The organism is Bordetella genomosp. 4, assembly GCF_002261185.1.
In the GTDB taxonomy this organism is placed as follows: domain Bacteria; phylum Pseudomonadota; class Gammaproteobacteria; order Burkholderiales; family Burkholderiaceae_B; genus Bordetella_A.
Genome location: NZ_NEVQ01000021.1, coordinates 117,562 through 139,019, shown reverse-complemented (window position 1 = coordinate 139,019; position 21,458 = coordinate 117,562). Strand labels below are relative to the sequence as shown.

Below are 21,458 nucleotides of genomic sequence, written 5' to 3'. Positions count from 1 at the left end.
CTGGCCGAAAACGGACATCGAATGAAAGGTCGTTCTCTCAGCACGATGGGAAGAACTTTAATGTGAACCGGATGGCAGGTGGGGGTTCCCAGCCACCCCGCTACTCTGCCGAACAACCAACTCTGGCGCCAACCTCTCCGACTCCGGCTTACTCCCCCCCATCTGCTCAATCAACAACTCAGCCCCCCTATATCCCATCTGATGCATAGGCGACCGCACCGAGGTCAAACTAATAGGCAGATCCGCAGCCACAGGCGTATCGTTATATCCCACCACCGCCACGTCCGACCCCGGCGTCATCCCATAATCCCGCAGAGCCCCCATCAGCCCGATAGCCAAAAAATCATTCACTGCGAAAAACGCCGTCGGCTTTCGCGATCCACTCAGCAGTCTTTCCCCCACGCTCCGGCCAGCTTCAGTATTAAACGGGCTCGTAGGCCGCCAAGCCTTATCGATATCCACCCCCAGCTCCTCGCACCTAGCCACAAACCCAGCCGTGCGATCCACCCCAGTGCTCGCATGTGCTTGCCCCGCAAGCACCGCAATATCACTATGCCCCAGCCCGACCAGATGATCAGCCGCTAACCGCCCGCCTTCAAAATCATCACACGTGACAGAGCAATGCTGCCCCAACCGGCGGCTCACCAGCACCATCGGAATGCCGCGCTTCGCAATCTCGTCAATGAAGTACGGATCATCCAACCGCGCATCGGCAAACATGATTCCATCCACCCGTCGCGCCAACGCCGACTCTCCCAACTCGCGTTGCCGAGCAGGGATGTCTTGGGTATTGGAAACAAACGTCTGGTAATTCGCGTGCACGGCCGCCGCGTCTATGCCCTCGTAAATCATGGCGACCACGATGTCAGACAGTTGTGGCACCAGCACGCCTATCGTGCGTGTGCGCTGCGTCCGTAACCCAATGGCGTTCGGGTTCGGCCTGTAGTTGAGTTGTTTGGCCAGGTCCCGGATCCGCTGGACGGTTTCGGGTGCGGCTGCCGATTTTGCATCCTCGTCTGAGCCGTTCAGCACGCGCGAGACGGTGGATACGTGCACGTTTAGCAGCCGTGCGAGCGCGCTCAGGGTGACAGGGCCTTGTTTCATTGGACAGAGGATTGAAGCAATCCCAAATGATACCAAGTCACCCCAAACCATAAGGCAACCCAAATTTACCCAAACGTTAGGGTAAACCATGCTTGATAGCACCTGTAGCTATGCGCGAAACTTCAACCCAATCGTTTGGGTAAATCGTTGCACAGAGGAAATCGTGAGCAGTATCAATCAACTTCTAGCTTCGTATCGCTCGGGGCAGAGCACCGCGTCAGAGGTCGTCCAGGTTTACTTGGACAAAATCGGGCAATCCGAGCTGAATAGCTTCATCTCGGTAGATCGGGCGGCGAGCCTGGCAACCGCAGAGCTGTGCGACAAGGTAATGTCGGCCGGCGGAACGCTGGGGCCTTTGCATGGTGCCCCGGTGGCGATCAAGGACCTCATCGATGTGGCGGGGATGCGCACCACGATGGGATCGAGCCAGTATGCCGAAAACGTCGCCGGTGCAGATGCGCCGGTGGTTCAACGTTTGCGTAATGCGGGTGCGGTGATTCTTGGCAAAACCAACACGCACCAGTTCGCGTATGGATCCACGGGCGATCGGTCGGACTTCGGGCCGGTACGTAACCCGAGAAACGTTGAGCACGTGTCGGGTGGATCCAGCAGTGGTTCGGCTGCCGCTGTGGGGGCAGGCCTATGCCTGGCCGCTTTGGGCACGGACACCAGTGCTTCGGTGCGCTTGCCGGCAGCGTTTTGTGGTGTGGTGGGATTGAAGCCCACCGTTGGTTTGCTGCCTAGTACCGGTGTATTTCCCCTGAGTCCCACGCTCGATCATGTGGGTCATTTGAGCGCGACCATTTTGGACAACGCTCTAGTCCTCGAAGTGTTGTGCGGCTCTACGTCTGGCCGCTACGCCGAAAAGGTCGGAAAACCCATCGCAGGTATGAAAATCGGCGTGCTCGGCGGCTACTTCGCTGACTTCGTCAGTAATGACGTGCAGGCAAGTGTGCGCCGTGCTCGAGAGGCTCTCGAGGCCGCCGGCGCGCGTGTTGTCGATATCGAGGTGCCAGAGACACAGGCGATCTACGAGAATCAGCAACTGATCCTGCGTGCAGAGGCCTATGCAACACACCGGGCAGCGTTGGATGAGGATAAGCCCTATCTGCCCGAGGTTCGCACTCGCTTAATGACCGGGGCAGACGTGTCAGCGGCTGATTATTTAGGCGCGTTGGGACAACGTCATTCGGCACAGTCGGCGTTCGATGCGGCTTTGGCCGATGTGGACATTCTGTTGAGCCCGACATGCGGTGTGCCTGCGCCGCGGATCGACGAGCGGGAAACGTTGGTAGACGGTACTGCGCATCCGACTTTTTGGCTGATCACGCGACTGACTGCACCGACAAATCTCTCTGGTCATCCCAGTCTGTCCGTGCCTTTCGGCGAGACAAACGGATTGCCGCATGGCATGCAATTGATCGGCCGCTATCAAGATGAAGCCACGCTGTACCAAGTCGGCGCTGTGCTCGAGTCCGCCAATCGGATTTGATTGACTCAATACTCACCAAATCGAAAACGCAGGCCGAAACGGCTTTGCTAACAGGATCAAAAAAAGGGTAGAAAACAAAATGAGCACCACAGAACCAAGGCGCAGATACAACATATTTTTGTTGATCATGCTGCTTGCGCTGCTGAACTACATTGATCGCGGCGCTATGTCGTATGCCGCGGCCAGCATCACCTCGGAATACGGATTGAACAGAGCGCAATGGGGCGCTCTACTCGGATACTTTGGGTACGGCTATCTCTTTGGCGCGCTGTGCGGCGGATTCCTCGCTGATGGCTTGGGACCTCGCAAAGTCTGGCTTTGGGCAGCGGGCAGTTGGTCTATTCTCGCGATGGCGACGGCCTATGCAGGCGATCTGGGGATTGCGCTGTTTGGCGGATCTGCGTTGGCCGGTTTCGCTGTCATCCGGATCGTTTTCGGATTTGCGGAGGGCCCCGCATACTCGGCAATCAACAAGAGCATCTCCCGATGGGCTGCGCCTAAAGAGCGCGGCTTTGTCGTGGCCCTGGGCCTGGTCAGCACGCCGTTGGGCGCTTTGCTGACAGCGCCCATTGCGTCTGGCTTGCAGTACGCAACGGGTGGATGGCGGGCGATGTTCATCATCCTCGGGGTGGTGTCGCTGGTCGTTCTTTTCTTCTTGATGCGTGTGTTCACTGATACTCCTCAGAGCAACAAGTACATCTCTGACGAAGAAAAAGCCTACTTGGCTCAGGAGAAAGCAAAAGAAGAGCAAGCCAAGCCTGGCAACACCGATGACAGCGCATCCGTGCGTGTGCCTTGGTGGTCGTACTTCAAAAGCCGGACCTTGGTGCTCAATGCGCTGGCGTATTTCTCATTCATGTACGTCAACTTCCTGCTGCTGACGTGGACGCCAAAGTATCTCGAGGACCAATTCCATTTCAATCTCTCGTCACTCTGGTACATGGGGATGATTCCTTGGGTTGGAGCTTGCTTCACAGTGCTGTTGGGAGGCAGGATTTCTGATGCGATATACAAGTCCACGGGCAGCCTCGTAAAAGCTCGGAGCCTATTTGCTGCTGTCTGCCTGCTGTGCACCAGTGTGTGCTTTTTCTTTGTGTCGAAAGCAGAGACGGTATGGGTGGCCGTTGGCTTGTTGACCTTGGCCAACGCGATTAATTCTTTGCCGAACTCGGTGTTTTGGGCTGTCGTCATCGATACAGCGCCTGCTACTCGCACGGGTGCTTTCAGCGGGATGACGCATGCGGTTGCCAATACGGCCGCTATTGTTGCGCCTACGTTGACCGGCTATCTCACGATGCAGTATGGCTATTCGTCCATGTTCATTGCAGCTGCCGTTGCGACGGGGGTGGGCGTGTTGGCAATGTTATTTGTCCGGCCGGGTCAAACTAATTGAGCGGCGATGGCTGTGAAGTAATGAGGTTGACCGCAGCGCGTGCGAGCGCTGTGGCTTCCAAACCGTCATAGAGCCAGATAGAACTCCATCGGAATAAGCTCCACGGCGATCATCCGACGGTCGGAGCGGAAACCGATCGCTTCTGGCCAGGGATTTCAGGCGGTCAGGAAGCGCATGACTTCGGCCCAATCGTTAGTCGACAGGGCGACGTCCTCAAAATCGCCTGCTTCCTCGTCATAGCGGGAAACGCAGAAGCGCTGGCTCCTGCCGGATTCGCGGTCGGCATAGCTAGCGTAGTCGACATACACTTTCAAGCTGCGCTCCTCGTTCTCGAACGAAGGAGCTGCATCGATGTAACTCGACGCGTCGAAGAAACCTTCGGGTAGGGTAGGCAGGGTTGTTATGTCGAAATCGGGAAATTCGCGACGCAGTCGTTCAAGGTTCATAAGGGAAGTATGTGGAGGCGGAAAGCCTGAGATTTTACGTTGCTCTGTATCGGGATCAGAAGTCGTAGCGCACCGTCACGCCAGCATACCGTGGCGATCCGTAGTGGCCGTAGCTGCCGCCAATGCCCTGGTAGTAGGTCTTGTCGAACAGGTTGTTGATGTTCAACGTTGCCGCCAGATTCTTGTTGAACTGGTAGCGCGCCATCAGGTTCACCACCGCGTATGCATCCTGCTTGACTGTGCTGTCATAGCGGCTGAAGTACAACGAGGTCTTCGACGTCCAGTCGACGCCACCGCCCACCGTCAACCCGTTCCAGGCGCCGCCCAGCCGATACGTCGTCCACAGACGCAGCGTGTTGACGGGCAATTGGGTCAGCAATTGCGAGCCTTGCGCGTCTTCGCTCTTTGCATGGCTGAAACCCGCATGCATGTTCCAGCCCGGCAGGATTTCACCAGCCACTTCCAGGTCGATGCCCGTGGTCTTGGCGCCTTTGGCCGCACGATAAGCCGGGTTGTCCGTCCCCGGCACGGTGTAGCCCGCGTCCAGTTCCGCTACATTGTCTTTCTGAGACCGGTATATGGCCACGCTGGTGTTCAGGCGGCCGTTCAGAAATTCCCCCTTCCAGCCCATCTCATAGTTCTTGCCCACGATGGGATCGAGGACGTTGCCGTTGCGGTCCTGGGATGATTGTGGCTGGAAGATGTCGGTATAGCTTGCATAGACCGATTGTTCGGGCGTCAGGTCATAGACAATGCCAGCGTAGGGAGTGATCTCGCCGCGCGCACGCATGCTGTAGGTTTGCAGGAAATTGTCGGTGGGGCTCTCGTAGTAATAGTCGTAGTTGTAGTCGGAGCGCCTCGCGCCAAGAATCAGATGCACGTCATCGATGGGGTTAAGACGAAATGCCGCATAGCTGCCGCTCTGGCGCGATTTCACGTTGAAGATCTCGCCCACGGTGCCGGTGTCGCCCGGCCGGGGCATGTTGTTGCCCCAGGTGTGAAAGTTGACCGTGGATACCCCTACGTCCCAGCCTTTGTGCTTGTTCTCGTAGTCCTGGAAGTTGAAACCCGCGATGAATTCATGCGTCCGTCCACCCAGTTCAAAGGGGCCCTGGATCGTGACATCCACACCCGTTTGGGTTTGCGTCGCACCTGCCCGGTAGGCCAGCATGCCAGCGTTGCCCGTGACCTGGTCCAGGAAGGATCGCCCGGAACCCACCCGATACGAACCGTTCAGATTGGAGCGATCTACGTCCATGTAGTTGGCTGCGACCTTGAACTGCCAGTCATGCGCTAGCGCCTGTTCGAAGTTCACCATGTAGTTGGTGGTCTTGAATTCGTCGTACATCCAGCGGGCACCGGAACTGGTCGAGCGTGTGAAGCTAGTCTGCTGGCCGTTGGTGAAGATCAAGGGGACGCCCGGCGCGCCCGTCGCCTTGTACTGTTGGTGGTCGATGCCGAACCGCAGCAGCGTGGTATCCGTCAGGTCGGCTTCAATAACGCCATACAGCACGTCCTTGTCCTGCGTGTAGGCATCCATGAATGTATGGTTGTCCTGCTTGGCGGCCACCAGCCGGCCGCGCAGTCTGCCGTCGCTGCTGAGCGGGCCCGAGATATCGGCTTCAGCGCGATAAAGATCCCACGACCCGGCTCCCACCTGTGTGTAGGCCTGGAACTCGTGCGTGGGCCGCTTGCGGATCAGGTTGACCATACCGCTCGGGTTGCCGGCGCCCGTCATCAGGCCCGTGGCGCCGCGCACCACTTCCACGCGGTCGTAGAGCGCCATATCGAGCAAGGTGCTTGGCATGGTGCGTGACTGGTTCACCTGTGTGGTCGTCACGCCATCCAACTGATAAGTGTCCATGGCGCTGCCGCGCGAATAAATGTTGAAGCGCTCGCCGCCGTCCTGGGACATGGTGATACCCGGCGTCTGGTTCAGCACGTCGGTCATGCTGTTGAGTTGCTGGTCCTCGATCTGTTGCCGGGTGATGATGCTGATCGATTGCGGCGTTTCCTTGATCGACAGATTCATCTTCGTCGCGGTGCTGCTGACCGGCACGGTGTAGCTGCCCGTACCTTCGCTGACGGGTGCGTCGAAGTTTCCGAATACGGCGACCGGCTCCAGAATCGTCGCTGCGTTCTCGTCCGTGCTTTCGGGGCGCAAGGTGTATGCGCCATCTGCCTGCCGCACGGCTTGCAGGCCGGAACCCATGAGCAGCGTCTGAAAGGCGGTTTGCACGCTGTAGCGGCCTTGCAGACCGGCCGTGACCTTGCCTTGGGTGAGTGTGCCGGGTGCGGTCAAAAACACGCCGGCGTCTGCAGCCAGTTGATTGAGTGCGGCGGTCAAGGGGCCGGCCGGGATGGCGTAGTCGCGGAACTCGGCCGCTTGTGCGTGCGCCACAGGCGCCCAGGCCGCCGCGCCGCCGATCAAGCCGGCAACAGCCATGTGCAGGGCGAGCACCACGGGCCAGATCGCAAAACGCGGGGCGGGGTTCAATGCGCGGTCGGCGCAGAGGTGGGTACGGCGGCGAAGCATAAGGCGGAAATCCCTCAGGGCGTGATGGTGAACAGCGAGAGGGAGGCCATCGACACGTCGATGTGATCTTCTCTCATTCCGTAAATCGGATGAGATTCAAAAACCCGAACTGCCTTTTGAAAAAAGTTTTGCAGTCAGCGCGCGACGATCGATGTCCACCATGGCAGAGGCCGCTGCACGCGCACGGGGAGATTGCGTTCCAGCATGGCTAGGGCGCGGTCGGAGTCGTCGGCTGGGAACACGCCCATGACGAGCATGTCGGCGACTTCCGGCGCGACGCCCAGATAGCCCTTGCGGTATCGGCCCAGTTCATTGATGAGCGCTTTCAAGGGCAGGTTGTCAGCCAGCACGACACCTCGGCTCCACGCTTCGCGGGCGGGGTCGGCTTGCTCGGTGGACAGAATCGATTCGGCATTGAAGCGGACTTGGCCGCCTGCTACCGTATTCACCGACGCGCCGGCAGGGTTGCGTACCGCCACTTCGCCGTCGTAGACGTCCAGCTGAACTTGGCTTTCCGTCAGGCGCACGCTGAATCGCGTGCCCAACGCCTGCATGCGGCCAAAGCGGGACTCGACATAGAACGGGCGGTTGGCGCGAGCGGGTGCCGTTTCGACCAGGATCTCTCCCGCCAGCAGCGTCAAGCGGCGCGCGGCGCCGCGGTAATCTACATCCAGCGCGCTACGAGCGTTGAGCCAGATCCTTGATCCATCTGCCAGCAGCAGGTCCCGCCGTTCTCCGGTGTTCGTGGAATAGTCGGCGGCAAACGCTAGCGCCAGGTCGGGCAGCGTCGTGTGACGCCACCCCAGCCAGCCCAGCACGCTCGTGCCTAGCACGATGGCGCCGCTGCTCAGCAGTTGGCGCCGCTTGAGCGCGCTCTTGCGCGCCACGGTGGTGCCCGCCAGCGCCGCGTCGACCCCGCCCAGGCGCAGCGGCTCGAACCGCTGGCTGACGGCTTCGATGTGATGCCACGCGGTTGCGTGTTCGGTCCGTTCGTGCAGCCAGGTCTGCCACGCGGCCCGGTCCTGCTCGGCCACGCTATCCGCGCGCAACAACGCAAACCAGTTGGCTGCCTGTTGCAGGCTGTCGAAATCGGTTTTCATAGCGCTGCCCGACGGAGGCTCGACCTCGATGTCCCTGGGCGCAATCCGCTGAGGCGACGCCATCTGTTCACTTGCCCAACCCGGCATCGATCAGGGCGCAATGCAACATGCCCTGAGCAATGTATTTCTGGACCATGCGCTCTGACACTTCCAGGGTCTGGGCGATGTCGCGGTAAGGCACGCCGTCCACCTGTGCCATGACGAAGGCCGTGGCGGCCTTGTGCGGTAAGCGGCTCAGCATTGTGCCGATTTCCATCAGCGTTTCGATGATCAATGCGCGTTGCTCGGGAGACGGCTCGAATGATTCGGGCCGCGCGGCTAGCGTGTCCAGCCAGGCTTGTTCGACTTCACGTCGTCGCCAGAAGTCCGCGCACAGGCCATTGGCCATGGCGCGCAAGTAGCCGCGGGCTTCCGGAAAGCTCTTGAATCCTTGCGAGGCCGGCTTGCTGAGTAAGCGAAGGAAAGCGTCATGAGCCAGGTCGGCGGCGTCCGCCGCGTTGCCCAGCCGGCGGCGTAGCCATCCTTGGAGCCATTCGTGGTGATCGCAATAGATCACATCCATGGACGGTACCGTACCGTATCCGTCAACCTTCATTTCCATTCCGGCCCGCGGCAGTGGGGCCTCTCCGTCTAGGTTTTGTAAACGAAACTAATTCGTATTTGCAAGAATCGAGACGAATGATAACTCATGAGGAAATGCTTGGCATGCGAGGAGCCGGACTTTCGTCATGGAGCACTTCTGTGGCCGACGTCCGGTCTGGCCGGGAGCAGCCAATCACCAAAGGCAGCTTGCGGCCAGTAAGAGCCGCTCGACACTCGGTTCCAGATTGCGCACAATCGTGGATATTGATCGGGCGTCCTGCGCTGCCCCCTTACTCCGAGGGACACCGCCGTTACACAACGTGGCCAGCGATAGCTGGGAACTCAGTTTGACTCCATGAGGCGCGGCCCGGATGCCGGGACGCTCGCAACGCGCATCAACCGGAGGACATACACATGTACATCATCATGGGGGGCACCGGCCACGTCGGGGCGGCTACCGCGCGCGCTTTGCTCGCGCTTGGCGCGGAGGTAACCATCGTTACCCGCTCGGCGGCTCGCGCCGCGCACTGGCGTGCTCGGGGCGCCGACATTGTCCAAGCCAATGTGGAAGACGTGGCGTCATTACGCGCCGCGTTCCGGCGTGGCCGACGCGCTTTTCTACTGAATCCTCCGGCGGACACGACCACCGACACCGACGTCGTCGAAAGACATACCGTTGCGAACATACTCGCCGCGCTCGAGGGATCCAGGCTTGAAAAAGTCGTTGCCGAGTCGACGGGCGGCGCCCAGCCGGGCAGCCGCATTGGCGATTTGAACGTGCTGTGGGAACTGGAAGAAGGGCTACGGGCCCAGGCGTTGCCGGCGGCCGTGAACCGTGCTGCTTACTACATGAGCAACTGGGACGGGTTACTCGAAACGGTGCGCAACACCGGCGTGTTGCCCAGTCTTTTCCCGGCGGATCTCGCCATTCCGATGGTCGCGCCGAAAGACCTGGGCGAAGTCGCAGCCGCCCGTTTAATGACGTCTCTCGACGACTGCGGCGTCCGCTACGTAGAAGGCCCGAGGCGGTATACACCCAGCGACGTAGCGCGAGCGTTCGCGGAGACCTTGGGCCGGCCTGTCGAGGTCCACGTCGTACCGCGAGCGGAATGGCAGCAGACGTTCGTCAACCAGGGATTTTCTGAAGCCGCCGCTGAATCCTATGCCCGTATGACCGAGGTGTGCGTCGACAGCGGCTTTGACTTGTCGGACACCCCGCTGCGCGGATCGACCACCCTGGAGGCTTACATTCGGGACCTGGTGGTCCATGTCTGATATAGCCAGCAACTGAGTACGCCACGACGCGCATCAAACATCGCGCGGTCGCAGACGGGCGGTGCTCCCATGCGATCCTGGCGGAAGATATGGGCATCTCCCACAACGTCCTGCTTGAACACCAAGCTGGCCCCGCCGACGAGGCTATAAAGTTTCTCGTCCTTGCCGGTCTGATCATTGTGATCGAGCTTGATCCTCACACGAGAAGCGGCTTCATCCAGGGCATCGAGTCTGCGCAGCGCATTGCCCAGGTAGTACCGAGGGGCGGGGCTTCCGTCATGGATGCGGGGGCGGGGCGGGAGTGCATTTGAGCCGATGCTAGCGGGGCTTTAACGCAGCCACAAGTTTCGTCGAAACGGTGCCCAGGATACGTGATCCACGTGAGTCCCGGGACGGTTCGGAAAAATGGTCGACAAGATGATAGCTCCGCGCGACCGATGCTAATCTGCCGAGACTCATCTGCGTATAGGAGATGGCATGGATCGAATTGCTGAGCGCTATTTGAGATTTGCAAGAATCGAGGCGGCGGGTCGCTCGCCCTTGTATGAAAAATGGGCGTTGCATGTCGCGAATTCGTTTGACGCACTGGCGTTTTTACAGGGTCTGCCTGTAGATAAACAGCAACCCAATCTGCTGTTTGCAGCGTTCCGGCATACCGTAGGCGCGCCCACTTCGACCGCGGGATTCGATGCAGGCCTGGCGCAACATGGCGCCGCCATCCGGGCTCTTATGCTGACTCGTTCCACGCAGACTAACGAACCAGCGCGCTGTGCAGTATTGCTACCTGCTCTAGCTTCGATCGGGGGCAAGATAGCGCTCATCGAAGTGGGGGCCTCTGCAGGGCTGGTCCTGCTGATGGACAAATACGGCTACGACTGGGGGTCCCAACGCCTGGTTCCGTGTGGAGACGATTCGGGTTATCCGGTATTCCCCTGTGCGGTCACCGGCGCGGGCTCGCTCCCCCACACCTATCCTGAAATTGTGTGGAGGGCTGGACTAGACCTGAGCCCAATCGACGTTCACTGCGACGAGGACAGGAAGTGGCTCGAGGACTTGGTGTGGCCCGAGGATGGCAATCGACTCGCCCGCCTTCAGTCTGCGCTACGGATCTGCAGACGCGAGCCGCCTCAGATCGTCCGGGGCGATTTGCTGCGGGATCTTGCTTCCTTAATCGAACAGGCTCCGGCGGAAGCGACCGTGGTTGTGTATCACTCCGCTGTCCTGAACTACGTGATGGACCAGGCTCTGCGCAATGAATTTGCACGCAACATGTTGGCCTCGCGTTGCGTCTGGATCAGCAACGAAAGTCCGTTGGTTTTTCCACAATTCGTGCCCGCGGCCACGCCGCAACCGTCCGGCATGTTCCTGTTATGCGCCGATGGCCATGCGTTGGCCTGGACGGATCCGCATGGTGCTGCGCTGCAATGGCTGTGATTCAGCGCTTTCTTCACTACCCGCCGTCGGAATCTTCGTCATCAAGAGATGCAAGAGAGCGCTTTGGGTCGGATCCAGACGTCGATGACAGGCATCTTCCGACCCCGAAGCCGTCATTGGATCACACGACCTTGGCCCACTGCGTAGCAGTCGCTCACGATTTGAATCGGGCGGGCGACGATGGGATGGCGCTTGGTTCGGTACCGTTAGCGTAAATCCCGGCAGCGCACCACTCTTGACGGCGTAATGCTTAACCTAAGCTTCCTTGACTACAGACTCATCACAAGAAAGTCTTTTTCCCCTGAATCTATGCCAGCGCCGTGCTCAATCTGGGAGCCGCTCAACGACGCTTGCGCCCCCAGAACTACTTTCAACTGCTGCTGAGGGTTGCCTTCCGCACGTTCCGGTTCCATGCACGCCAGACGCGCTGGCGAGCATGGGGCTCTTGATGGCAGCCGAGGTGTTTCTGGCGCCGCGCCCGCTTAGAAGTCCATCGACGCCGACAACATGAACGTGCGCGGCGCGCCCAGCGCCAGGCTCGACAGTTGAGGCATCCCCCAGTAGGCCTTGTTCGTCAGGTTGTTGATGGCGGCGCGCAGCACCACCTGGCGGTCGGCCACCCGAGTGGCATAGCGCGCGCCGATGTCGTACGTGGTGCGCCCGCCCACCGACAGCGAGTTGTCCGCGCTGATGTACTGCTTGGACACCGAGGTCGCGTTGGCGGTCAACGTCAGCCCCTGCACCGCCGGCACGTCCCATTCCATGCCAAGTTTGCCCTGTAGCCTCGGGATCCCAGTGGCCTGCTTGCCCTCGTTGGCCGCGACGGCGGCTTTCGTCACCTTGGGATCGATGTAGGCGACGCCGCCGATCAGGCGCACGCCACGCAGCGGTTCGCCGAAGAAGCCCCATTCCACGCCCTGGTTGCGCTGCTCGCCGCCGAACGAGAACACGTTTGTGACCGGATCGGTGTAGCTGCTGGGGCGCTCGATTTCAAACAGCGCCAGCGTATGGGTGAAGTCGCCCAGGTCGACCTTCAGGCCGATCTCCTTCTGCTTGGTCTTGAAGGGCGCAAAGAGCTCGCCTGCGTTGGCCGCGGTGGCGGGCGCGGACTGACCCTTGGAGAGGCCCTCGATGTAGTTCGCGTACACGGAAATATTGTCCGTCGCCTTGACGAGCAGCGCGGCGGCGGGCGTCGTGGCGTAGGCGTCATAGCGGCTGGTGCGCGCGCCGGTGGCGACGCTGAAGCTGTCGGTGCGGACCTCCTGGCGGCGCGCGCCCAGCGTCAGTTGCACGCGGTCCTCGGCAAAGGACAAGGTGTCGGCCAGGCCATAGCTGATCATGCGCGTCTTGCTGTGCATGATGGGGGGAAAAACGCCGGCGGGCGCCGGACCCCAGACGGGGTTGTAGATGTTGGTGACCCAGTCCGCGCCAGGCACCGAGCGGCGGCCGTAATCGTGTTGATCATCGGAGTAGTACGTGGCGTTCAGCACCCACTGATGTTTGATCGCGCCGGTCTGCAGTTTGCCGCGCAGGCCCGCGTCGCCGGAGGTCTTGTCCACCTCCATGTTGAGCTGTCCCATCGACGTGCGGAAATCGCCGGCATCGTTGAACACCTGCGCCGACATGGCGCCGCTGTAGGTGTATTCGGAACGGCTGGTGCCGATGGCCGCGTACGCCATCAGCTTGTCGGTGACGTCGAATTCGCCGCGGATCATGGCGCCACGATCCTGGTTCTTCACGTAGGCCCAATCCGGGTTCAACAGAGTTTCGGGTTTGGGCGGCTTGGGCACGCCGATGCCGGGCGCCAGGTTGATGCCGCGCGTCACGCCGTCGATGCGCTCATCGGTGTCGTACAGATCGGCGGAGATGCGGACCCGCTCGCCGCGCCAGTCCAGGCCCAGCGACGCCAGTTGCGCACGCTTTTTCTGGTCGTCGACGGGGCCGTCGCCGTTGCGGTACATGCCGTTGAACCGGATGCCGAACTGCTGGTTCTCGCCGAAGCGCCGCCCCATGTCCAGGTGCCCGCCGAACTGCGCGTCCGACATGTAGGTGGCCGTCAGGCGCGTCAGGGGCTCGGCGCCGGCGCGCTTGGACACCAGGTTGACCGTGCCGCCGACCGAACCGCCGGGAGGCATGCCGTTCAGCAAAGCGGACGGGCCCTTCAAGACCTCGATCCGCTCGAACATCTCGGGCGATGTCCGGTAGTAAGGCGCCATGCCGGCCAGTCCGTTGAACGTCATGTCGGTGGTGGCGGACGAGAAGCCGCGGATCGAGTAGTTTTCGCTCCACGCGCCCGACACGCCGTTGCTGAACACCGACGGGTCCGTGCGGGCGATGACATCGGTGATGTCCTTGGCCTGCAGGTCCTCGATGTACTTTTCCGTGTAGTTGATGACGGAGAACGGCGTGTCCATGAAGTCCTTGTCGCCCAGGAAGCCCACACGGCCGCCGTACGTGACCTGGCCACCGGCGTAGGGCGTTGACGGCGCTTCCTGCGCGTCGGCCTGACCCGTGACCGTCACCGTGGGCAGGGTCTTCACACCCGCCTCCTGCTGCGCCCACGCTGGCGCCGCAACCGCGGCGCCCAGCGTAAGGCCGAACACGGCGGCGACGAGAGGGTTCAAGGAAAAGGCGGGCTTTGCCTGCCCGGCTAGCGACGAAGGACGTGCGACGCGGCCGCTATGGCGACGTTTGCTCATGGAATGCTCCGTTCAGTTGAGCTGGGATCGCCCGGCAATCCGGGCGACTGGGAATCATTTGCGTTTGGATCGGCAATGACGCGCGGGGCGTCTTGAGAAATCAGTTCCGGTAAGGCCTCATGACTTCATCGATCATGAGATGCAGCGACTTCACGCTGGCGGCAGTGACATACCAGGCTTCAGCGTCGGCAAAGACCACGCGGCCGTCTTGCCACGCGGCGGTCTGACGCAGCAGCGGGTTGCCCAGCGTCTCGGCGTTCAGGGCCGGCCGGCGTTCCATCACGGCCGTGCGGTCGACCACGTAGACGATGCCCGGGTTCGCCTGCTGGATGAATTCGCTGGAGATCGGCTGGCCATGCAGGCCGCCATCGGCCAAGGGACTGGCCGGTTTCACGCCCAGCGCCTCGAAGATGAAGCCGTAGCGGGAATGCACGCCGAATGAACTGAAGGCGCCGTTGTTGTGCAGCACGACGAGCGCCGTTTCCGGACGATCGCGGATGAGCGCGCGGGCCGCTTCAACCTTGGCGTCCAGATCGGCCGCCTTCGTGCGGGCAAGGTCCTCCTTGCCGAAAATGCGTCCCAGCGTCAGCAGATGGTCCTTGACGATCTCGATGTGATCGGCCTGACTGTCGCGGTAGTCCACGTCGAAGTGGATGGTCGGCGCGATCTGGCTCAGCTCCTTGTAGTGGTTCGCCTGCAGCGAGGTGATCAGGATGAGATCCGGCTTTGCCGCGTGCACGCGCTCCAGATTCGGCTGGACGATGGCGCCCATGTCCTGCACTTCGGGCGCGTCGCGGTAGCGGGCCAGGAAGTGCGGCACGAAGTCCTTGGGCATGCCCACGACGGGGACGCCCAGCTCGTCCAGAAAATCGACTTCGTTCATGTCCAGGGCCACCACGCGCTGCGGCAGCCGGTCGATCACGGTCTCGCCCAGCTTGTGTTTGACGGTGATCGGGACATAGGCATTCTGCGATGGCGCATCAGCGGGTGCCGCGGCGGCCGTTGCCGCCGCCGCCTTGGGCGTGTCCGTGGCTTGGCCGCAGCCGTGCAGCGCCGCTGTTGTGGCCAACGCCGCGGCAAGCAGCAGCGCCCTCGGCCAGTGCGACAGGATCATTTCAGTTCTCCAGGGGGATTGAAGTAGTTGCACAGACGACCGCGATCGCCCTGCGTGATCTCGAAATCCAGTCCATACAGTTCGCGCAGCCGGTCTTCGGTCATGACCTCATGTACCGCGCCCGCGCAATGCACCACCCCGCCCTTCAGCGCGACGACATGGTCCGAATAGCTGGCCGCGAAGTTGATGTCGTGCACGACCAGGATCACGGTGCGGCCGTGGTCGTCGCACAGGCGGCGCAGCGCACGCATGATCTGGACCGCGTGCCGGATGTCCAGGTTGTTCAGCGGCTCGTCCAGCAGCAGGCAATCGGTCTGCTGCGCGATGGTCATGGCCATGAACGCCATCTGCCGCTGGCCGCCGCTCAGCTCGTCCAGGTAGGCGCGGCGCAGCGGATCCAGCGATAGAAACGTGATGGCCTCGTCGATCGCCTGCATGTCCTGCGGCGTCAAGGCGCCGCGGCTGTAGGGAAAGCGCCCGAATGCCACCAGGTCTTCCACTGTGAGCCGCAGGTTGAAGTCGGGAGACTGGCGCAAGGTGGCGACGCGCCGCGCGTAATCGGCGCGGCGCATGTCCGCCACGTTGCGGTCGCCAATGAAGACGTCGCCCTGCGTCGGTTCCATCAACCGCGCCATCATCATCAGGAGCGTGGTCTTGCCCGCGCCGTTCGGGCCGATGAGCGATGTCAGCTTGCCTTCGGGGAACTGCAGGCTCACGTCGCGCAAGACGGCTTTCGCGCCATGGATTTTGCAAAGATTTCTGGTCGTGATCATGCGGTGCCCCGCGTGCGCGCCATCAGCGCGAGAAACCAGCCGCCGCACACCAGGTTGACCAGGATCCCGACGGTGGTCTTGTAGTTGAAGATGTGCTCGACCGCGAGCTGGGCCAGGATGAACATGCCGACGGCGATTGCGCAGCCGGTGGGCAATGTGACGCGATGCCGGCGTGTGCCTGCCAGGGCATACGCGGTGTTGGCCACGAAGATGCCCATGAACGCCGTGGGTCCCAGCAGGTTGGTGGAAACGGCAACCAGCACCGCGATCAAGGCCAGATGCAGTTGCACGGCCCGCGGATGGTCAACACCCAGCGACATCGCCTGGTCACGCCCCAGCGCCAGGACGTCCAGCGTCGGCAATTGCCTGCGTCCGGCCAGGCATACCGCGGCAACAACGGCGGCGGATGCCAGCAACTGCGCCGGCGCGGCCTTGCCGAACGAGGCCTGGGTAAAGCCCAGCAGGATCGAGAACTCGCCCGGACTGGTCTTCAGTTGCACGAACTGCGTGAAGGTGCCGATCACCATGGTCAGCACCAGCCCCACCAGCAGCAGGAAATACACGTTCTTCCTGCCGCGGCGGAACAGCCAGCGATGCAGAATCCACGAATACGCCAGCATCACCAGGACCGAGATCAGGAAGTTGCCGTTCGGCCCCAGCAGCACCAGGCTTTGCGTGCCCAGCGCCAGGATCAACACGGACTGCAGCAGCAGGTACACCGCCTCGTAGCCCATGATGGCGGGCGTGAGGATCCGGTTGCCGGTCAGGGTCTGGAACACGATCGACGACCACGCGATGCAGACGCCGCCGATCACCATGGCCGCCAGCCGCGCGAGGCGTTTGGGGATGACGTAGTCGAAGTCCAGGCCCGACCGGAAAAACAGGAACACCACGGCCAACGCGATGACCGCCATCCAGACCGCGTTCCGGGAAGCTGCGCGCATCATCGGTGCTTCCAGAGAATCAGCGCCAGGAACAGGACGCCGCCCACGCCCCCCTCCGTCAGGCCAATGGGCACTTCGAACGGATAGATCAGCACGCGCCCCAGGATGTCGCAGACCAGCAGCAGCGACGCGCCGCCCAAGGCGACGACGGGCAGCGTACGGCTCAGGTTGTCGCCATAGTGGAGCGCGACCAGATTGGGCACCACCAAACCCACGAACGGAATCGCGCCCACCGTGATGACCGTGGTCGACACCGTGACCGCCACCAGCATCAGGCCCAGCGCGACGGTGGCCGGATAATTCAGCCCCAGGCTTGCGGCCATGTCCTCGCCCATGCCGGCCACCGTGAACCGGTGCGCATAAAGGTACGTCAGCACGACGATCGGCAGGATGAGATAGATGATCTCGTAATTGCCCTGCACGATCTTTGAGAAGTCGCCCAGCAGCCAGCCCTGCATGCTTTGCAGGATGTTGTTGCGGTAGGCATGGAATTCGGCCAGCGCGCTCAGCACGCCGCCGAACATCAGTCCCATCACGGGCACCAGTACCGTGTTCTTGAACCGGATGCGGCGCACGATCATGACGAAGACCAGGCTGGCGGCAAAGCAGAATGCCAGCGCAAACGCCATCCGCCCGCCCGGCCCCATCGACGGCGCCACCGTCAGCGCAACCAGGATGCCCAGCTTGGCGGCGTCCAGCCCGCCGCACGTGGCGGGTTCGACGAACTTGTTGCGCACGATGTGCTGCAGGATCACGCCGCACACCGACAGGCCGACGCCCGTCAGCACCAGCGCGGCCAGCCGCGGCAGGCGGCTGGCGGTCAGCGTCAGCCACGCGTCGCCGGACAGCGTAAACTGCTGCGTCCAGGCCAACTGCCGCGCGCCGACCAGGAGGGACGCGCCGCACAGCACGACGAACAGCACCGACAGCCCGGCACGCATCAGACGCGGTCTCCGGCGATGCGCCAACCCTTGGCGGCCTCGCGCTGTGTCAGGAATTGCGCGTACCGTCCGCCGCTCGCGCGCAGCGCCGCCGGCGCACCCGCTTCGACGATCCGGCCGTCCTCCACCACCGCGATCTCATCAGCCATCGCCACCGTCGACAACTGATGCGCAATGACCACCAGCGTCCGCTTGCCGCGCAAGCGCGCCAGCGTGCCGGCGATGACGGCCTGATTGCCCGCGTCCAGCGCTGCGGTCGCTTCGTCCACCAGCAGGATAGGCGCCTCACTGAGCAGCGCGCGGGCGATGGCGATGCGCTGGCGCTCGCCGCCCGACAGCCGCGCGCCGCCTTCGCCCACCGGCGTGTCCATGCCCTGCGGCAGGCGCGCGGCAATCTCGTCCACGCCCGCTTCGCGCGCGGCCTGCAGGATATCGTCATCATTGCTGCCCGGCCGGCCGCCGCGGATGTTGTCGGCAATGGTGCCGGTAAAGAGATACGTGTCCTGGAATATCTGGCTGATGTGCCCGGCCAGTTGCGTGCTGGCGATCTGCCGCACGTCGACGCCGCCGATGTGCACGCTGCCTTGCGTCACGTCGAAGAATCGCGCCATCAACCGCACCAGCGTCGTCTTGCCGGACCCTGACGCGCCGATCAGGGCGACCATGCTGCCCGGCTCGATACGCAGGTTCACACCGTGCAACACGTTCGGCGCATCGTGCGCGTAGCGGAAGCGCACACCGCGCAATTCGATGGACGCGTCGCCTGGCTTATGCGGTACGGTGGGTTCCGGCAACGGCGCGGCCGCAAAGAGCGCATCGATCGCTTCAAGCTGGGCGCGCGCGCCGCGCAGCACCTCGCCATAGCCGGCAACCTCGAGCAAGCCGTCGATGTAGCGCACCGCCAGCAGCATCGCGACAACGGCGGCCACCATTTCCCCGGTAGTGGCGCCGGCGCCGAGCAGTTCGTTAAGCCACAGAGCCGCCGCGATCAGCAAGGCGGCAAAGACGGCCTGGACCGCCCAAACGTTGAGCACGGCCGCGGCCGCCGACCGCCAGATCAGGCGCGTGCCCGATCGGCGCTGCGCGTCGAGGGATTGCTCGATGTACCGCATGCCGCCGCCTTCCGCGCTGAAGGCGCGCAGCACCGACTGCGCCTGCGCAAACTCCACCACGCGCTGGCTGGTTTCGGCAAAGCGCCGATGAAACGCGGCGTCGGCGCGCCCCGCCAGCCGCGCGGTCAGCGCCAGCACGCCCGCCAGCAGCGGCAGCGCCGCCAGTGCGATCAGCCCCAGCAGCCAATGCTGCGCGAACAGGGCCGCCACCAGCACGAGGGGCGCGGCCACGCCCGCGATGAGCGGCGTGAAGACGTGCGCGGGCAATTGGGCCACCGTCATCATGCCCTGCGTGACGACATGGCTGAGACGCGCGGTGTTCTGCGGCGTGAACCAGCCGACAGGCAGGCGCGCCACGTGGTCGCCCAGCCGATGGCGGCCGGCCTGCAGGATGGCGACGCCCACACGCACGCCGGCCCGTTCGACCGGCAGGCGCAGCGCCCCGCAGCACACCACCCCGGCGAGCAGCGCAGCCAGCCACGGAGCGGCCTGCCGCGTGTCGCCGGCCAGCAGATGCGTAAACAGCGGCGCCGTGGCCGCCATGGTCAGCCCGCAGGCCAGCCCATAGGCGGCGGCCAGCCGCCCGTAGTGAAACAGGAACGCAACGTCCTTGCCAAGCAGGCGCACAAAGGTCGTCAGCATGCCGGCTCCTCTTGCGCCGTAGCCAATGCATGACCGCCCTGCGCCCACAGCCGCGCATAGCAGCCGCCTTGCGCCAGCAGCGCGTCATGCCGCCCCTGTTCGGTGATGACCCCACCCTCCAGCACCAGGATGCGATCGGCATGCACCACCGTGTCCAGCCGGTGCGCGATCACCAGCAGCGTGCGACCCCGCGCAAAGCGCGACAGCGCTTCCTGGACGGCCACCTCGTTGCCGGCATCGGCCGCAGCCGTGGCCTCGTCCAGCACCAGCACGGGCGGATCGAGCAGGACGGCGCGCGCAATGCTCACGCGCTGGCGTTCGCCGCCCGAGAGCTGCGCGTCTTCGCCGATCACGGCGTCATAGCCGCGCGGCAAGGCCAGGATGCGTTCGTGGATGTTTGCGACGCGCGCGGCGGCTTCGATTTCCTGCTGGGTGGCGCCCGGCCGGCCTAGCGCGATGTTGTCACGCACGCTGGCGTGGATGAGCCGCACCTCCTGCAGCACGAAGCCGATGCGCCGGTAGAGCTGCGCGCTCTCGATCTGGCGCAGGTCCACGCCGCCGAGCGTGATGCGCCCTTGCGCCGGGTCGAAGAACCGCACCAGCAGGCGGGCAAGCGTGGATTTGCCGGCGCCGGACGGGCCGACGATGGCGGTCACCGTGCCGGGCGCCAGCGTGAACGTGATGCCGGACACGGCCTCGTGGCCGTCGCCATAGCGGTAGCCCACGTTTTCAAACCGGACTTCATGGCCTTCGGGCAGTTGTCCGCACCCCGCCGGCGGCATCTCGAGAACGGGGGTATTCAACAGCGCCAGCACCCGTTGCGCCGCGCCCGCGGCGCTGCCCAGATCGTGCAACAGCGTGTGCAGCAACAGCATCGGCGCGCAGATGCCCGGCGCCACCAATGCGAAAGGCAGCACGTCCACCGGCGCCATCCAGTCCAGCGCCACGAACAGCGCGCCCGCGCCCAGCACCACGCCCAGAACCGTGACCGGCGCGATCAGCGCGTGAGCCCGCGCCATCGCGGCGACCAATGGCCGGGTGAAGTCGGCAAATGCCGCGGCAAAGTCGTCTACCGCGTCCCGGTAGCCGCGATGAGCCTTGCCTGCATCGCCAAACGCCTTGACCACGGGTATGCCATTGACGAATTCGACGGTCGCGCCGTTGAGGCGGCCGAGGCGTTCCATGAACACAGGCATGTTCGCGCCGCCGGCCTTCATGGCCCGGCGCAGAAAGAGGAAGAAGCCCGGGAACGGCAGCAGCGCCGCGATGGCAAGGCGCCAGTCCTGCGCAAACAGGTAGACCGCCGACGCCGCGATGGCGCCGCCGGCCCGCCCCGCCGCCGTGAAGAAATGCGCGGTAAGGCTGTGCAGCGTCGCCATGTCGTCCTGCAATGCCTGTTTGACCTCGCCCGAGGCCCGCTCCGTGAACCAGCCCAGCGGCACCTGCGCCAACCGCCGCGCACCGGCCAGGCGCAGATGATGCGTGATCCGGTTGTCGGCCAGGTGGGCGGTCAGTTCGGCAGCCGACACCAGCGCCATCCCAGTGAACAGGCACGCGACGGCGGCGGCGACGGACCACCACAACTCGGGAGCCGTGGACGCGGGACCTTCCAGGACGAGGCGTGCAATGTGCGCGATGGCGACCAGCGGCGCCAGCGTGAGCATGGTGCCAACTGCGGCAAGCGCGGCTGCGGCAATAAGTTGCCCGCGGATCGGGGTCAACACCAGGCTGAGCGGGCCGGGTTGTTTAGCGTGGGCCGGCGCGGCTCCGGAAGTGCTCATGAACGAAGTACCAGGACGAGGTTGATAATTATTTGCATTACTATAAACTAAATCCTGAAATAGTTGCATAGTAATAAACTAAATAATTGC

Annotated in this window: 17 protein-coding genes; 4 read left to right on the top strand and 13 right to left on the bottom strand. The window is 62.9% G+C overall.

The genetic code is table 11. The features are described 5' to 3' along the window. Window positions 1–57: 57 nt before the first annotated feature. Complete coding sequence (locus tag CAL20_RS20925; protein ID WP_094838883.1) at window positions 58–1,104, bottom strand: LacI family DNA-binding transcriptional regulator; 1,047 nt, start codon at window positions 1,102–1,104, stop codon at window positions 58–60. A 163-nt stretch (window positions 1,105–1,267) separates the two neighbouring features. Here CAL20_RS20925 and CAL20_RS20920 point away from each other — a divergent pair, with 163 nt between their 5' ends. Together CAL20_RS20920 and CAL20_RS20915 are read left to right on the top strand one after the other, a co-directional pair. Continuing rightward, entirely contained in the window at window positions 1,268–2,596 is a 1,329-nt protein-coding gene (locus CAL20_RS20920; protein WP_094838882.1) for an amidase, read from the top strand. A gap of 79 nt (window positions 2,597–2,675) precedes the next feature. Next, a complete protein-coding gene (locus CAL20_RS20915) occupies window positions 2,676–3,989 on the top strand; it encodes an MFS transporter (RefSeq protein WP_094838881.1) in 1,314 nt (437 codons plus the stop codon). Window positions 3,990–4,144: 155 nt separating this feature from the next. Here the strand turns inward: CAL20_RS20915 and CAL20_RS20910 are convergent, their stop codons facing one another. The 4 genes from CAL20_RS20910 to CAL20_RS20895 form a co-directional block, all read right to left on the bottom strand. Continuing rightward, entirely contained in the window at window positions 4,145–4,435 is a 291-nt protein-coding gene (locus CAL20_RS20910) for a hypothetical protein (protein WP_094822995.1), read from the bottom strand. 55 nt (window positions 4,436–4,490) lie between these two features. After that, complete coding sequence (locus CAL20_RS20905; protein WP_094838880.1) at window positions 4,491–6,971, bottom strand: TonB-dependent siderophore receptor; 2,481 nt, start codon at window positions 6,969–6,971, stop codon at window positions 4,491–4,493. Between the two features lie 134 nt (window positions 6,972–7,105). Then, window positions 7,106–8,071 carry a FecR domain-containing protein gene (locus tag CAL20_RS20900; protein WP_094838950.1) on the bottom strand — a complete coding sequence of 322 codons (966 nt, stop codon included), beginning with the start codon at window positions 8,069–8,071 and terminating at the stop codon, window positions 7,106–7,108. 67 nt (window positions 8,072–8,138) lie between these two features. Further along, window positions 8,139–8,666 carry a sigma-70 family RNA polymerase sigma factor gene (locus tag CAL20_RS20895; RefSeq protein ID WP_094823096.1) on the bottom strand — a complete coding sequence of 176 codons (528 nt, stop codon included), beginning with the start codon at window positions 8,664–8,666 and terminating at the stop codon, window positions 8,139–8,141. Window positions 8,667–9,067: 401 nt separating this feature from the next. On the opposite strand from CAL20_RS20895, the gene CAL20_RS20890 reads away from it, so the two are divergent. After that, the gene (locus tag CAL20_RS20890; RefSeq protein ID WP_094838879.1) at window positions 9,068–9,928 is read left to right on the top strand and encodes an NmrA family NAD(P)-binding protein; all 861 of its coding nucleotides are present in this window, start codon (window positions 9,068–9,070) and stop codon (window positions 9,926–9,928) included. On the opposite strand, the gene CAL20_RS25905 is transcribed toward CAL20_RS20890, so the two are convergent. Next, the gene (locus CAL20_RS25905) at window positions 9,898–10,212 is read right to left on the bottom strand and encodes an imm11 family protein (protein WP_373558315.1); all 315 of its coding nucleotides are present in this window, start codon (window positions 10,210–10,212) and stop codon (window positions 9,898–9,900) included. The two genes, CAL20_RS20890 and CAL20_RS25905, sit on opposite strands and share 31 nt — an antisense overlap. A 193-nt stretch (window positions 10,213–10,405) precedes the next feature. Between CAL20_RS25905 and CAL20_RS20880 the strand changes: the two genes are divergently transcribed. Continuing rightward, a complete protein-coding gene (locus CAL20_RS20880; RefSeq protein WP_094822992.1) occupies window positions 10,406–11,362 on the top strand; it encodes a DUF2332 domain-containing protein in 957 nt (318 codons plus the stop codon). Between the two features lie 482 nt (window positions 11,363–11,844). Here CAL20_RS20880 and CAL20_RS20875 read toward each other — a convergent pair whose 3' ends face one another. The 7 genes from CAL20_RS20875 to CAL20_RS20845 form a co-directional block, all read right to left on the bottom strand. Continuing rightward, window positions 11,845–14,061, bottom strand: a complete 2,217-nt coding sequence (locus tag CAL20_RS20875; protein ID WP_094838878.1) for a TonB-dependent receptor — start codon at window positions 14,059–14,061, stop codon at window positions 11,845–11,847. Between the two features lie 100 nt (window positions 14,062–14,161). Next, entirely contained in the window at window positions 14,162–15,175 is a 1,014-nt protein-coding gene (locus tag CAL20_RS20870; RefSeq protein ID WP_094838877.1) for a siderophore ABC transporter substrate-binding protein, read from the bottom strand. Next, on the bottom strand, window positions 15,172–15,948 hold the full coding sequence (locus tag CAL20_RS20865; RefSeq protein ID WP_094822989.1) for an iron ABC transporter ATP-binding protein: 777 nt from the start codon (window positions 15,946–15,948) through the stop codon (window positions 15,172–15,174). Before CAL20_RS20865 ends, CAL20_RS20870 begins: the two co-directional genes overlap by 4 nt. Continuing rightward, window positions 15,945–16,892 carry an iron chelate uptake ABC transporter family permease subunit gene (locus CAL20_RS20860; protein ID WP_094838949.1) on the bottom strand — a complete coding sequence of 316 codons (948 nt, stop codon included), beginning with the start codon at window positions 16,890–16,892 and terminating at the stop codon, window positions 15,945–15,947. Before CAL20_RS20860 ends, CAL20_RS20865 begins: the two co-directional genes overlap by 4 nt. Continuing rightward, a complete protein-coding gene (locus CAL20_RS20855; protein ID WP_094838876.1) occupies window positions 16,892–17,833 on the bottom strand; it encodes an ABC transporter permease in 942 nt (313 codons plus the stop codon). Before CAL20_RS20855 ends, CAL20_RS20860 begins: the two co-directional genes overlap by 1 nt. Continuing rightward, window positions 17,833–19,587 (bottom strand): ABC transporter ATP-binding protein, encoded by a 1,755-nt coding sequence (locus tag CAL20_RS20850; RefSeq protein WP_094838875.1) that lies wholly within the window; start codon window positions 19,585–19,587, stop codon window positions 17,833–17,835. Before CAL20_RS20850 ends, CAL20_RS20855 begins: the two co-directional genes overlap by 1 nt. Beyond that, window positions 19,581–21,368, bottom strand: a complete 1,788-nt coding sequence (locus CAL20_RS20845; protein WP_094822986.1) for an ABC transporter ATP-binding protein — start codon at window positions 21,366–21,368, stop codon at window positions 19,581–19,583. Before CAL20_RS20845 ends, CAL20_RS20850 begins: the two co-directional genes overlap by 7 nt. Window positions 21,369–21,458: the final 90 nt, after the last annotated feature.